Annotated in this window: 14 protein-coding genes; 5 read left to right on the plus strand and 9 right to left on the minus strand. The window is 66.4% G+C overall.

All coding sequences use genetic code 11. From position 1 onward, the window contains the following. Positions 1-76 precede the first annotated feature (76 nt). Both QQZ11_RS13260 and QQZ11_RS13265 read left to right on the plus strand, forming a co-directional pair. Entirely contained in the window at positions 77-643 is a 567-nt protein-coding gene (locus QQZ11_RS13260; RefSeq protein WP_284550791.1) for a hypothetical protein, read from the plus strand. Positions 644-1,030: 387 nt separating this feature from the next. After that, positions 1,031-2,203 (plus strand): ATP-binding protein, encoded by a 1,173-nt coding sequence (locus tag QQZ11_RS13265; protein ID WP_284550792.1) that lies wholly within the window; start codon positions 1,031-1,033, stop codon positions 2,201-2,203. Positions 2,204-2,374: 171 nt separating this feature from the next. Here QQZ11_RS13265 and QQZ11_RS13270 read toward each other — a convergent pair whose 3' ends face one another. Continuing rightward, positions 2,375-2,695: a histone-like nucleoid-structuring protein Lsr2 gene (locus QQZ11_RS13270; RefSeq protein ID WP_284550793.1), complete on the minus strand. Its 321-nt coding sequence runs from the start codon at positions 2,693-2,695 to the stop codon at positions 2,375-2,377. A 172-nt stretch (positions 2,696-2,867) separates the two neighbouring features. Here QQZ11_RS13270 and QQZ11_RS13275 point away from each other — a divergent pair, with 172 nt between their 5' ends. Next, entirely contained in the window at positions 2,868-3,770 is a 903-nt protein-coding gene (locus tag QQZ11_RS13275; protein WP_284550794.1) for a helix-turn-helix transcriptional regulator, read from the plus strand. A 1,119-nt stretch (positions 3,771-4,889) separates the two neighbouring features. Here the strand turns inward: QQZ11_RS13275 and QQZ11_RS13280 are convergent. The 8 genes from QQZ11_RS13280 to QQZ11_RS13315 all read right to left on the minus strand — a co-directional run bounded on the left by QQZ11_RS13280 (position 4,890) and on the right by QQZ11_RS13315 (position 10,889). Next, complete coding sequence (locus tag QQZ11_RS13280; protein ID WP_284550795.1) at positions 4,890-5,327, minus strand: hypothetical protein; 438 nt, start codon at positions 5,325-5,327, stop codon at positions 4,890-4,892. 53 nt (positions 5,328-5,380) lie between these two features. Further along, complete coding sequence (locus tag QQZ11_RS13285; protein ID WP_284550796.1) at positions 5,381-6,163, minus strand: prolipoprotein diacylglyceryl transferase; 783 nt, start codon at positions 6,161-6,163, stop codon at positions 5,381-5,383. 339 nt (positions 6,164-6,502) lie between these two features. Continuing rightward, entirely contained in the window at positions 6,503-7,135 is a 633-nt protein-coding gene (locus QQZ11_RS13290; protein ID WP_284550797.1) for a peroxiredoxin family protein, read from the minus strand. A 1-nt stretch (position 7,136) separates the two neighbouring features. Continuing rightward, the gene (locus tag QQZ11_RS13295) at positions 7,137-8,138 is read right to left on the minus strand and encodes a cytochrome c biogenesis CcdA family protein (RefSeq protein WP_284550798.1); all 1,002 of its coding nucleotides are present in this window, start codon (positions 8,136-8,138) and stop codon (positions 7,137-7,139) included. After that, on the minus strand, positions 8,138-8,446 hold the full coding sequence (locus tag QQZ11_RS13300) for a glutaredoxin family protein (protein ID WP_284550799.1): 309 nt from the start codon (positions 8,444-8,446) through the stop codon (positions 8,138-8,140). The genes QQZ11_RS13295 and QQZ11_RS13300 overlap by 1 nt, the downstream gene beginning before the upstream one ends. Positions 8,447-8,645: 199 nt before the next feature. Continuing rightward, a complete protein-coding gene (locus QQZ11_RS13305; protein ID WP_284550800.1) occupies positions 8,646-8,819 on the minus strand; it encodes a hypothetical protein in 174 nt (57 codons plus the stop codon). Positions 8,820-9,176: 357 nt separating this feature from the next. Beyond that, positions 9,177-10,646 carry a multicopper oxidase family protein gene (locus tag QQZ11_RS13310; protein WP_284550801.1) on the minus strand — a complete coding sequence of 490 codons (1,470 nt, stop codon included), beginning with the start codon at positions 10,644-10,646 and terminating at the stop codon, positions 9,177-9,179. A gap of 69 nt (positions 10,647-10,715) precedes the next feature. Further along, complete coding sequence (locus QQZ11_RS13315; protein WP_284550803.1) at positions 10,716-10,889, minus strand: hypothetical protein; 174 nt, start codon at positions 10,887-10,889, stop codon at positions 10,716-10,718. A 183-nt stretch (positions 10,890-11,072) separates the two neighbouring features. Here QQZ11_RS13315 and QQZ11_RS13320 point away from each other — a divergent pair, with 183 nt between their 5' ends. Together QQZ11_RS13320 and QQZ11_RS13325 are read left to right on the plus strand one after the other, a co-directional pair. Continuing rightward, positions 11,073-11,795 (plus strand): response regulator transcription factor, encoded by a 723-nt coding sequence (locus QQZ11_RS13320; protein WP_284550804.1) that lies wholly within the window; start codon positions 11,073-11,075, stop codon positions 11,793-11,795. Positions 11,796-11,800: 5 nt separating this feature from the next. Next, complete coding sequence (locus tag QQZ11_RS13325; RefSeq protein WP_284550805.1) at positions 11,801-12,910, plus strand: sensor histidine kinase; 1,110 nt, start codon at positions 11,801-11,803, stop codon at positions 12,908-12,910. Positions 12,911-12,990: the final 80 nt, after the last annotated feature.

The raw sequence follows: 12,990 nt of genomic DNA on the forward strand, positions 1-12,990 counted from the left end.
CGGTATGCGGAGGAAGATCGCGCTCCTGTGTGGCGCCTTGACTGTTGCATTGGCGCTGGCGTCTGGGGCTACGGCGGTGGCTGATCCTGCAGATGACTTGGCGGCCGCTCAGGCGAGGAAGCTGGCCCAGGTCGAGGCCGAGGGCGGCTACCAGCCAGCCCCACCGTCGCCAGATGACCCGGAAGTGATCTGGAGCAACGCGTTGGGTTCCTGCTACGAGATGCTGGTCAAGGTCGAGGAAGGCATCCCAGCCGAGTTCAAGGCGGGCAGCGAGTGCCCCGACCCGATGGCGAAGAAGGCCGTCGTCTACCTGGCAGGCGGCACGGAGGCTGTCGCCAACGTCGGACCGGGCGTGGTGAGCGATGCCAAGGCGGCCGGTTTCACCGTCCAGATCGTGCCGGTGAAGTACAGCACCCAGCAGTTGGAAGCCGTGGTGGAGGGAAGCTCGCGGTGGTCGCCCGAGGTCCAAAAGGTCCTCGGTCCGGGGCTGGTCGGCATCGGGATCTCCTCGAAGGACAACGCCATCGCGATCTCCGCTGAACGATCTGCCACCTGGACCGAAGCCCAAGCCGCAGAGCTGCTCGGTGTCCCAGTCATCCGGACCACCGACACCATCCCACTCGCGTCCAAGGTCGAAGGCTGAGATCCCCTCAGCCCGGGTCACCCTCGGATTTCTCGTTGTCGAACCAGCTCCTCGAGGCGACCGGCGGGGGCAGCCTTGGATGCCTTCGGATGTGCACTTCCAAGGAGCAACGGCTTCTCGGCAGGGGGGCGTCGGCCGCCTTGTGTAGATCTCGCACCGGTCAAACCGTCAGAAGGGAACGCTCAAGACACACATTGCTGCGCAGCGAACCTCTTGGCGCCCTCCATGGCGGAGTCCCGGACGGCGATCGCAGAAGCCAGCATGGTCCTACTGCACGCAAGCCTCCGGACACACCAACAGCAGGCCCGCCGAACTCCGTAAATCTTGCTATGTCTATCCCCTCATAGCTTTCCGTTAAGGCCGCTTAGATATCGTTAGGATCGGGGGATGGACGAACTCACCAACCCCTACTCCCCCGGGGCTGGGCTGCGCCCCGCCGCGCTGGCCGGCCGGGAAACCCAGCTGCGGGTCTGGTCCACGGCCACCGGGCGACTGGAAAGCCACCGCACTGCCCGGTCGGTGGTCCTTCAAGGACTGCGAGGGGTGGGCAAGACCGTCCTCTTGGGAGAGTTCCAACGACTCGCCTCCACAGATGGATGGATCACCGCCATGGTGGAGGCCGGAACTGGGCAATCCCTGCGGGCCAGCCTCGCGCAAGCACTGCACCCCGAACTGGCCGACCTGGCCAAACCGTCGGCCGGGGCACGCATCCGCAAGGCGCTACGCACCTTCTCCGCCTTCACCGTCAAGGTGGACCTCGAGGGAACCTGGTCGTTCGGGCTGGACCTCCATGATGACCCACCCTCGGCCGCCAACACCGGCAACCTCGAGCTTGACCTCATCCAACTGGGACGAGACCTGTCAGCAGCAGCAGCCGAATCGGGGACCGGCCTGGCCCTCCTCATCGACGAAGCCCAAGACCTCACCCGCGACGAACTGACCGCCCTGTGCTCCCTCAGCCACCAGGCTGGCCAGCGGGGATGGCCCCTCCTGATCGCATTGGCCGGTCTCCCCTCCCTCCCCCGAGTGCTCTCAGAGGCGAAGTCGTACTCCGAACGACTCTTCAGCTACCACCGGATCGGCGAACTCGACCCCACCGCCGCCGGACAAGCCCTCACCTTCCCAGCCCAGCAAGAGGGAGTCGACTGGGAACCAGCTGCAGTCGAGTTCGTCATCGCCGAGACGGCCGGCTACCCCTACTTCCTGCAGGAGTACGGCCAGGCCACGTGGAATGCTGCCCCCGGCAGCCCCCTCCGACTGGACGACGCCCGTCTGGGTGCGGCTTTGGGACAAGCCCACCTCGATCAGGGCTTCTACCGCTCCAGATGGGAACGAGCCACCCCCCAACAACGGGCCTACCTCCAAGCCATGGCCGAAGACGGCAACGGGCCCAGCCTGTCCTCCACGGTCGCCAAACGACTCGGCAAGACCCCCACCGCCCTGGGCCCCGCCCGAGATGCCCTGATCAAGAAGGGGCTGGTCTACGCACCCGAACACGGCCATATCGGGTTCACTGTCCCCCGCATGGCCGACTTCATCACCAAACAATCAACCACCTGACCCACCCCCAGTCCTCCGCAGCCCCGCCCGCGACACCCACGACAGCTGATACCGCCAACCACAAGGACGCGCCCGGGGGCAGGGTCACCCCGTGACCCCAACCAAGTCCCTCCGCCGTGACGGGCCACGCCCCCTGTTGCAGCATCGCAGGGACGTGGTCGGCCGCCGTGGTCAGTGGGCGGCCGAGAAGGCCTCACGAATGGCTGCCGGCACTCGTCCACGCTCAGAGACGTTCATCCCCTGGGCACGGGCCCACTCGCGGATCTCGTTGGTCGACCCAGTGCCCTGACGCGGGCCCCGACGGCGACCGGCGGGCCTGGCTGCCTTCCGGGCATGCGCCACCCACGGAGCCACAACCTCACGCAGCTGGGCCGCGTTCGCCTCGCTCAGGTCGATCTCGTAGGCCGTGCCGTCGAACGCGAAGGACACCGTTACATCGGCCGGGGTGCCATCAATGTCATCCTCAAGCACCACATTCACACGCTGAGCCATACTCGGGTCCTCTCTCACCAATCACATCGCGCCGGTTCAGCACCGGCCATACTTTGGCACAATCCCGGTGAAGCATTGAAATGCGACCACGCCCACTCCCCTCACGTTGCCACCCCCATGACATGACACGCTCCGGGCCGATATCTCCCACCATGCGCCACGATGGTGCTCGATGACCATGCCAGAAGAGACCGTGTGGCTGACCAGATCCGAGACCGCAGCCGCACTCGGCGTCGGAGTGCACGCCCTTCCCGGCTGGATCGCCGAGGGTTTCCTGCCTCTCCCCACTCGCCGCGGCCGCGGCGCAGGGCACCACTGGCGCCTCACCGACATCGCCCCAGCCCTGGCCGCCCGCGCAGCACACGTTCAGAGCCGCCTCCACATTTCCGACGTTGCCGCGCGGCTGGGCGTCAGCCGCGAAGCGCTGAAGTCCCGTCGCCGACGAGGCACGATCCCTCCCCCCGACGGGCGGGACGGTGAAGGATCCTGGTGGCACTCCTCGACCATCGACGCCCACCAAGCCGACGATCAGACCCCACCCGATGCCGTCATGGGGCTTGCCGGCGCGGCCGCGTTCCTCCACGTCGGCCGATCGACCATCAACCTGGCAGCACTCCCCCACCCCGACGGCCGACGAAGCGGCGTCAGCTGGTGGCTGCCACAGACGCTGTCTCCCACCCGGACCCTGCTCCATCAGCCTCAGCTGTGGACCCTGCAGGAGGTCAGCGCGCACCTCCGCGTCCCCGTCGACGAGCTGCACGCCATCCCCGCAATGCCTGCCCCGGTCGCCACCTTGCCCGACCGCTGGGAGGCGCAGGAGATCCGACTGTGGTGGACCGCATGGTGGCAGTCGATCCGCACCAACCCCGACGTCCTCTTCAGCCGGGACCTGCCCGAGGTCACCGGCCTCACCTACGACACGATCCGCACCTACAACGCCAAGGGGCGACTCCCCTCCCCCGACGGCAGGCTGCGGGGGCTGCCCTGGTGGCACCGTCGCACCATCACCGACTGGGTGACCACCCGCCCGCTGGGGCCAGGAGGCCGCCGACCCATCAGCGAGCGCTCCTCCTAGCCGGAACTGGCCTCCATCGGTCGAATCCTTCCGGCAGCCATCCACTGGGTCTCCACATGGCCAGGGGCGGATGCCAGGCCCACGCATCCTTCCCATCCAGCAGCGGTCCGACGCCACCCCACCAACAGTCCGAGCTCGTGGCCATCCACCACCACATGCGCCACCTTGGTCACAATCCGAGGAGCCGCCACGGCCTCCACGCCCCGCCGATCGGACAGCCCGCCGAAGGCAGACAACTTGGTGGTCATGGCCCGACCGTAACGACCGACCCTGACACACCTGATGGACCGCTCGGCAGGCAGGAAGCCCACCGGCCCACAGGTGGACAGCACCGGTCCGTCGACGCAACAGATCGGGGCGTTGGCAAATGGCTTCCGTCGGCCTCACTGAGGGACGCACGTGACCCACACCACCTGCAGGGCTTGATATCGAAGGGCACCGCTGGTCGAAGCGTGAATCAGTGGGGTTCTGTGTGTTCACCTGCGTGCACCAATAGGCACGTGTCGAGTGGTGGGTCACCCTGGTCCTAATGCGCGATCCTCGGTCTCTCACAGTCGCAGACAGTGCGGCGGAGGATAGCGGGGACCCGACCATGGGGAAGCGCCCACCCCGGGCCGGGGTGGGCGCGTTTCGTCCTCAATGCGGGCCGCTCTTCGGTGCTCGTCCCAGGGGGAGGTCTCAGTACATCTGGGGGGAGAGACCGATCCACCGATCGGGGGGGATTGGACGATGCGGATGAAGGGCGGCCCGCAAGCAAATCGTTACACATGGCTCGGGCCGCTGTGAACCGAATCGCCCATTGAAGACAACCCTCGACCAGAGCATCATGTTCGACGGGCACCGCATCTGTGATCTGCGGGGGCACAGCAGGGTCGGATGATGGACGCTCCGGCCCCTTCTACAGTCGGCGGCGGCGGCGATGTACATGGTGACGCGACGGTCCCTGCTGCGCAGTTCCTCGATGACTTGGCACGAGGCCAACCGGCCCACGGGTGGACAGCACCGGTCCGTCGACGCACACAGATCGGCGCGTTGCTCGGCTGTAGCTGGACGTTCACACGGCGCGCGGAGTTCTGGTCGGCGCCAACGAGTCATCCGAACACGTCGTGACGAGCACCACTAGCCGCCGTGGTGTTGGTCATGGTCAATCGCGCTGCCTGATGTCGGCGGCGTCTGGGGGCCGGGCCCGCCGCCGACACCACTGATGGCCGGTCCGACGACCAGAGCAGAGACGAGGAACATCGCAGTGAAGACGGCAACGCCGATCGCGGGGGCCTTGACAGTGCCAAACCGCCGACGAATCCGGATGAGCAGGGGAATGCTGAGGATCAGCCCGAGCACGTACAGCAACGCGTTACCAAACACCCCGGTGAGGAGAGCCGCGCCCGCCAAGATGCCGACGTGATGAATGACGTGCGGTAGCAGTCCCAGCAGTGCGCCGACCGCGGCCCGCAACCCCGCCCAAGCGCTCCCCCACCGCCCCCACCGCGTGGGTGCATCGAAGGGTGCCACAGCCGGGGTCGATGCCCGGGCCCCGGGGATGGGAACGGTATCCATGTCATTTCCTTGTGTTGTCGAACTAGGTGGGGCTGAACGCGTGGATGTCTCGTTCATCGCTGCGCCGTCTGGGTGTCGATCCTGACAAGGCCGAGGCCTGCTGGGATGGGGGGCCTTCGCCGCCCGTGAAGGATCAGAACGGCCCCGATGATCATGCTGGCGACCCCCGTGAGCTGGGCTTGGGTGAGACCCACAAGGATTGGGGTGTTGAGCCGGACGAACTCGACCAGCAGTCGGGCCAGTCCGCTGAGCACCAGATACGAACCGAAGACTGACACCGGTGCCCATCGTGTGCGCAGAGTCCACAGGATGCCGGCGATCGTGAAGGCTCCAGCCGCCTCGTACAGCTGGGCAGGGTGAACGGGGACATTGACTGGGACGACCCCACGCGGGAACGTCATCCCCCACGGCAGGTCGGTGGGTCGCCCGTAGGTGCCGTCCCCCGCCAAGAAGCAGCCGATCCGGCCGATGCCGTAGGCCACCGACAGGGGCGCCGCCATCATTCCAGCGACGGTGGCCAGGCCAAGCTGGTGGCGGCGGGTGATGACGATGACCGCAGCTGCTCCACCGATCAAACCGCCATACCACGTGAATCCTGACCCCCCCAGCATGTGCCAGGCGAGGTGGCGTCCGTTCTCAAGGAGGAAGTAGACCTTCGCCCCCACGAACCCCCACACCGTCGCCCACAGGACCAAGGAGTGCGCCGTGTCCTTGTCAAGCCCGACCCGTTCGAACGCCCGGCCCAGCAGGTACGCCGCCACAAGGGCGGCGGCGGCTTTGCTCACCCCGTACGCCTGAATCTGGACACCGAAGATTGAGAACAGGACCGGCCACACGATTGGACTCCCTCACGTTGTCGTCGCTGACCCATCGGTGGCGACCATCACTACCCTCGCCGGTCGACATCAAGGCAAGGCTTCGTGGACGAGCAAGGTTCGATCAAGACGTGGCCGGGCGCACCTCTCGGGGTGCCCACATCGGGACGAGCGGGCGGGACCCGGGTCGCCCCGCACTGTTGGCCTGGCGTTCACAACGGTGATACCTCACCAGGGCGGGTGACGAAGAGCTGCCCGTCGGGCATGCCTGCCGACCAGGTGAAGCCAGGGCCGCAGCCATGGCCGAGGGTCGGCGCCGCAGGCAGGCGGGCCGTGTTTCGTCTCCGACTGACTGTGGTGTCAGCTGAGGCGACCGGTAACCTCCTTGAGCAGATCGCCGGGGGCGATCCACATGGACGGGTAGTCCCCCTGCCATCGCTGGTTCCCGTCCGCGTCGATCAGCACGAAGCCGTGGCCCGGCAGGCCTTCATGCATGCCCTTGCCGAGAGTGTCGTAGGCCTTGGAGACGGTTCCGTCGTCCAGCAGATAGGGGGTCTTGACTCCGAAAGTGGCCAAGTCAGGCTCGATCTGCTCGGCGGTGTTCATGACGATGGGCAGCACCGTGATCCCAGATCGTGTGAAGCCGGGGTCCTTCTCGATGGCCGCCATCTGTTGGGTGCAGGAGCCACACCCTGCCCCTTCGTTGAAGTACAGGATGACCGGCTTGCCGCGGTAGTCCGACAATGACACCGTGGTGCCCGCCGTTGTCGTGAGGCTGAACGCCGGCGCCTGACGGGAGACGTTGGAGTCGGTCGAGCGCGCGCTCCACAGTCCGAAGGCCACCAGTGCGGCCACCGCCACCACCAAAGCGCCCCCGAGGAAACCGATGACGCGGCGGCGGATGACGTCTCGAGCCTTTTCACGGATCAGTTGCTGCTGGAGTTGTTGGCGGGCCGTGGCCCCTGTGACGGTGGGGTGGTGACGTGTGGCCATGTCAAGTCCTGGGTGCAGTGGTGGGGTGGGCGGATGTCCCGTCCGTGGACGGGTTGGGTGGCTGGTCATGACAGGCCGGTGTCTCGACCTGCGACTGGCTGACAGCGTCAGGGTCGAAGGGATCTGGTCCTTGGGCGGGTCGTCGCCGGTCCCGCAGCGTGAACCAGACGAAGACCGCAGCCAAGCCGAGCAACCCCAGCCCCAGGGCCGCATCCGGTACCGGGGCCAACCAGCCCAGGACGGACTGGGCGAATCTGGTCACCCCCTGGCCAGCTGCTCGCTGGAACCACGTGGAGTTGCCCGTCATCGTCGTGGAGCCGGCCAGAGAGATCACCCCGATGCCCATCGCGACAAACACGACCGCCACGGCGAGGTTGACCGTCGTGGTGTGCAGCCGGTGACCCGCCACGTGGAAGGTGAGGGATCGAGCCCTGCCCCAGCGGCGTCGGTCCAGGTGGGCGACGTCCCAGACCAGGGCCATGACCAGCAGCGGAATGACCATGCCGAAGACGAACGCCAAACCCAACAGCAGGCCCCCGAACGCTGTCCCGGACAGGGCTGAAAGGGCCATGACCCCCGCCAGGACAGGGGCGCAGCAGCTGGACGCGATGCCGGAGAAGACTCCGAGGCTGAAGAAGGTTCCAGAATCGCCGCGGCTGGTGTCGGGTGGCCGCAGGAACGACGGCATGGACCACATCTTCCCTGCCAGGGCCAACATGCCGAGCCCGATCATCAGCAGGCCCCCGGCCCAGTACAGGGGGCCGTGGTACTTGGCAATCGCCCCCGCCAGGACGCTCACCCCCAACGTGATCGGAACCAGGACCAGGGCCAGTCCTACCGCGAAGACCAGCGTGAGAGGCAGCAGGCGCCATCGGTTGTTCTTCACTGCCGCCGCAAGGTAGGAGGGGGCGAGGAACACGATGCAGCAGGGTGCGAAGAGGGCGACGGTACCGGCGAAGAATGCCGCCAGCACACTGCCCGTGTTGAGGAGTTCGGCACCCATCAGTTCGTGGTCCCGCGGGCGAGCATCCGGTCGAGTTTACGGCGCGGGAGCCGGCCGACACTGAACTGCTTCCCCTCGATGAGGACCAAGGGGAACATGGCCGGCCGATGAGTTGCTTGGAGCGCCTCACCCTCCTTCGATGCGAGGGGAACCACCTCGAGCTGCAACTCCCCCAACGCAACCCGAGTGGCGAGCTCCTCGCTGGCATCCTCGCAGTAGTGGCATCCCGTGGTGACGAGCAAGGTGACCTGGGGCGGGGATCCCGTGGCTTGCCCCCCGGGGGTCAGGGTGGGCTGTGAGGGTTTCATGCTGTCCAGCGTCATACGGTCAGATGTCCGGGTCGATCAAGGCATCATCAAGATTCGGTGTCCATCACAGGGCCCGCGTGCGGTGCGGGACGTTGCCCGGCAACACGGCAACCCCGCAGGAGTTCACTTCGGCTAACGGGATCCGACGCCATGCTGCCGAGGCCAACCTCGACTGCTCCCGCAGGGGGCGGACCACCGTTCAGTGTCGGTGGCCCCGACCACGACCGCCCGTGCCGTCGCTGGTGCCCCGGTTCATCATCACCATCATCGCGCCCATCATCGCCACACAGCCGATGGCGTACAGGACCGCGCCCCCGCCGGCCTTGCCGGTCAGCAGCAGGTAGCCGACGACCAGGAGCATGGGTGCACACATCAGCACATGCATCCAGTGGCTGTGTCCGTGGTGGCCGTGGGGAGAGGGCTCTGCCCCCGGTTGCGGTCTCTCGCCGGGCCCAGCAGGGGCAGAGGTCTGCGCGGCGACCCTGCCGGCTGTAGCCGGGTCGACGTCGGTCTGTGGGCCGGGGCTGTAGGGGGAGTCGGGATCCATGGTCACTCCTGGGTGCGCGCGATGGGCTGGTTGTGATTCGAGGGTCGCGCACGAACGTGGTGGCTTGGGATCGGTGCGGTCAAGATCCCATCAAGCCTGCCCCATCGGGCCGAGGGGGGAGGGCCCGGTGGGACAGACGCTTGGGGGTGCGGGGATGACGGCGGAATCAGCGAAGTACTCGAGTCAGCTGACGTACTTCAGGGCGATCATCATCCCAGCTTCGGCGTGGTAGATGTTGTGGCAGTGGACCGCCCAGTCGCCGGCATTGTCGGCGTCCAGATCGATGGGCAGCTGTTCCATGGGGGCCAGCAGCACCGTGTCTTTGCGCAGTCCGGACGGCAGGGCAAAGGTGTGGCCGTGAAGATGCAGCGGGTGGGTCATCATCGTCATGTTCACCACGTTGATGCGCATGCGCTGCCCGGCCCTGACCGTCAAGGGATCGTTCTTCCCGAAGACGGCACCATTGATGCCCCATCGGTAGGGCTGCATGGAACCTTCCAAGCTCAGGGCCTCAACCGTGTCGGGTGACTTGGACGGCAGCTTCGCCGACTCGGCGGGCTGCAACTGCGACGCCCTCAGCACCTCTCCACGCAGCTCGACCGGGCTGACGTCGGCTCCGGGCGCGGTGCCGGCACCGGTTCGGATGAGGCCCAGGGCCTGCCCACCCGAGGTCTTCCCGAACGGTTTGGCCACCAAGGGGAAGACTCCATCCCGGAGGGTGACGACCGCGTCGTAGCGCTCCCCCATCCCGATGTAGAACGCGGCGGCCTCGTGGGGTACCACCGGATGCCCGTCGGTGTGTGTGATCGTCATCCGATGCCCCCCCAGTGCGACGGTGAAGATGGTGTCGGAGGCGGCGTTGATGATCCGCAACCGCACCCGCTGTCCGACTTTGGCTTTGAACGTTTCAGGCGTAGCGGGCACCTTGCCGTTCAGCACGAAGTACGGATAGGTCACGTCCCCGGCATCACCCCACGGCTGCGCGCCGCGGGCAGAGCCGTGATCCATCCCGCCCATCGAGGCAGCTGGGGCGGATCCGCCAGCCTCGATCAGCTTCGCCAGCACCTCATCAGGGGTGCGGCCAGTGCCGTCGACCCAGTCGTCGAGCACCACGATCCATTCGGTGTCGTAGCCGCCGGGCTCGCCCGGATCGTCGATGATCAGCGGCGCATACAGCCCCCGGTCGAGCTGAACACCCACATGGGGGTGGAAGAAGTACGTGCCTGGGTCTGGGGCGGTGAACTCGTAGGTGAAGTTTCCCCCGGCCTGGATGGGATCCTGCGTCATGCCGGGAACACCATCAGCTGCGTTGCGCAGCCGGATGCCATGCCAGTGGATCGACGTGGGGGCGGTCAGCTGGTTGTTCACGCTGATGCGCAGAAAGTCCCCCGCGTTGGCGCGGATCAGCGGGCCCGGAACCGTGTCACCGTAGGCCCAGGTCGCAACCTTGGGGCCGCCCAAGTCGATGGTGGTGCGCTGGGCCGACAGTGTCTTCTCCAGCACTGTTTGCCCCGAGGAGGGGGTCGCGGACGCCACCGGTCCGATGGTGGAGGGCCCCGCGGTGACAGGATCCCGGTTGGAGCAGGCGCTCAGCGCTCCGGCGCCCAGACCTAGGCCTCCGATAAGGAGGGCCCGACGTGGTAGTCGTTGCATGGTAATGCCTTTCGTGTAGGTAAAGGAGCACGCGGCGACCGTCGACCAAGGGCGGTCAGACGTGGCTCGCTACTGTCTGGGCTCCTGCGCGGCTGTCTGGCCGCCAGCCCGTTCCCCCGACTCATTCGCTTCCCTGAACCGATCGGGCGCGGAGCTGGAGGCCCGATCGAAGTAGAGGGCCCGCACCGCGATGAAGACGGCAACCCAGAAGGCCACCGTGCCGACGATCATGATGATCCACATGACCCAAAGGGAATAGCCGCCTGCCATGTCAACGGTGCCCCCTCCCGGGCCGAAACGTTCATCACCGACTCTTACGGCCACAGATGGAGAGCGGGTCTCGATTGTGTTCAGGTTCGATCAAGATCGCTGCGGTGCGAACTGCTCTGATGAGACAGCAGGGACCACCGGTCTCACACTGAGGACGTGAGTGCAGACGAATCAGAACCCGCGGCGACCCAGGTGTTGGTGGTCGACGACGAGAAGCCACTGGCGGCCATGATCGCGGCCTACCTATCCAGGGAGGGCTATCAACCCCTGCTCGCCCACACCGGCCCCGACGCTGTTGCAGTCGTCAAGGACCATTCGCCGGAAGTGATGATCCTCGACCTCGGTCTCCCCGGATTGGATGGGGTCGAGGTCTGCCGCACGGTCCGCACCTTCAGTGATTGCTACATCATCATGGTGACGGCTCGGCAGGACGAGGTCGACAAGCTCATCGGGCTGTCGGTCGGAGCCGATGACTACATGACCAAACCACTCAGCATGCGTGAACTCGTGGCCCGGGTCCGGGCAGTGCTGCGCCGCCCCCGCAATCGGGGCCGAATCTCCCCCTTGATGGAGGAGCCCGTTCGCGTGTTCGGCGACCTGAGGGTTGACCCTGCCGGCCGAGAGGTCCACGTCGCCGGCGTACTGGTCGACCTGACTCCGACGGAGTTCGACATCCTCGCGACTTTGACGTCTCGTCCCAAGCTTGCCTTCTCCCGCCGCCAAATCCTCCACGACGTGTGGGGTGAAGACTGGGTGGGTGACGACCACGTCGTCGATGTCCACGTCGCCCACCTCCGACACAAACTCGGCGATGACTCGACCACTCCCCGCTACATACGCACTGTCCGCGGTATCGGGTACCGGATCGGTCAAGGATGAACCCCATGCGCTGGTCCCGTGAGACCCTGGCCGGCCGACTGATGCTCGGTCAGACGATTGTTCTTCTCGCCAGCATCCTCACTGCAGGTCTGGTCGCTTCGACCGTCGGACCCCAGATCTTCCATGACCATCTCGTCGAGTCCGGCCATGCGAAGAACTCCGCCGAATTGGTCCACGTCGAACGGGCGTACCGGGAAGCCAGCGCGTTGGCCCTGGGAGTCGCCCTGCTGATCTCCTTGGCCTGCGCCATCCTCGTGTCGTGGCTGGTCAGCCGTCGGCTGCGGCGGGCCCTGCATGACCTGACCCAAGCTGCGCGCCAGCTTTCAAGCGGCCATTACACCCGACGCGTCCCCACCGTCGGTGGCGGGTCGGAGCTCGACACCTTCGCCGCTGCCTTCAACTCCATGGCCGGACGGCTAGAGGATGTCGAGGCCACCCGTAGGCGCCTGTTGTCTGACCTCGCCCATGAACTCCGCACCCCGATCGCGACGCTGAGTGCCTACCACGAAGGCCTGGTCGACGGCGTCATCGAGCTCGACGTTGACACGCGAGCCGTTCTCACGGCCCAGACCGACCGTTTGGCGCGACTCGCCGAAGACATCGACGACGTGTCCCGGGCAGAGGAGGGACGGCTCCGACTCGAGCTTCGTCCCCATCGGGTCGCCGACCTGGTCGCCATGGCTGCGGACAGCGCCCGGGCCTCCTACACCGACAAGGGTGTCAGCTTGGTCGCTGACCTCGACCTGAATGCTCCGACCACCGTCGGAGTCGACGCGGACCGGGTCGGACAGGCACTCGGCAACCTGCTCACGAACGCGCTAAGGCACACCCCTGAGGGCGGGCAGGTCAGCATCAGCGCGCGACCCGAGCGCGACGAGGTCGTCATCACCATCACCGATACCGGCGAGGGCATCTCCCCGGCTCAACTGCCCCACATCTTCGAACGCTTCTATCGCGGCGACAGCGCACGTGACCGCAACCGCTCTGGTTCGGGAATCGGCCTCACCATCAGCAAGGCCATCATCGAGGCCCACGGCGGCACCATCACCGCCCACAGCAGCGGTCACGGGCACGGAGCCACCTTCGCAGTTCTGCTGCCCCGGCGACGCCTCTGACAGTAGCGATGAGGCTCGACCCGGTCTCTGGGCCGATACCGAAGCTTGACTGAATCTGAACCTCCGAGCGCTGGACTCCT

It is taken from the genome of Aestuariimicrobium sp. T2.26MG-19.2B (genome assembly GCF_950101875.1).
In the GTDB taxonomy this organism is placed as follows: Bacteria; Actinomycetota; Actinomycetes; order Propionibacteriales; family Propionibacteriaceae; genus Aestuariimicrobium; species Aestuariimicrobium kwangyangense.

What these genes read in the sequence shown, in the direction of transcription:
- QQZ11_RS13280 (WP_284550795.1), bottom strand. Translation starts at nt 5,327, where the DNA reads ATGGATACCGTTCCCATCCCCGGGGCCCGGGCATCGACCCCGGCTGTG.
- QQZ11_RS13300 (WP_284550799.1), bottom strand. Translation starts at nt 8,446, where the DNA reads ATGAAACCCTCACAGCCCACCCTGACCCCCGGGGGGCAAGCCACGGGA.
- QQZ11_RS13310 (WP_284550801.1), bottom strand. Translation starts at nt 10,646, where the DNA reads ATGCAACGACTACCACGTCGGGCCCTCCTTATCGGAGGCCTAGGTCTG.
- QQZ11_RS13305 (WP_284550800.1), bottom strand. Translation starts at nt 8,819, where the DNA reads ATGTGTGCACCCATGCTCCTGGTCGTCGGCTACCTGCTGCTGACCGGC.
- QQZ11_RS13275 (WP_284550794.1), top strand. Translation starts at nt 2,868, where the DNA reads ATGACCATGCCAGAAGAGACCGTGTGGCTGACCAGATCCGAGACCGCA.
- QQZ11_RS13265 (WP_284550792.1), top strand. Translation starts at nt 1,031, where the DNA reads ATGGACGAACTCACCAACCCCTACTCCCCCGGGGCTGGGCTGCGCCCC.
- QQZ11_RS13290 (WP_284550797.1), bottom strand. Translation starts at nt 7,135, where the DNA reads ATGGCCACACGTCACCACCCCACCGTCACAGGGGCCACGGCCCGCCAA.
- QQZ11_RS13315 (WP_284550803.1), bottom strand. Translation starts at nt 10,889, where the DNA reads ATGTGGATCATCATGATCGTCGGCACGGTGGCCTTCTGGGTTGCCGTC.
- QQZ11_RS13270 (WP_284550793.1), bottom strand. Translation starts at nt 2,695, where the DNA reads ATGGCTCAGCGTGTGAATGTGGTGCTTGAGGATGACATTGATGGCACC.
- QQZ11_RS13325 (WP_284550805.1), top strand. Translation starts at nt 11,801, where the DNA reads ATGCGCTGGTCCCGTGAGACCCTGGCCGGCCGACTGATGCTCGGTCAG.
- QQZ11_RS13295 (WP_284550798.1), bottom strand. Translation starts at nt 8,138, where the DNA reads ATGGGTGCCGAACTCCTCAACACGGGCAGTGTGCTGGCGGCATTCTTC.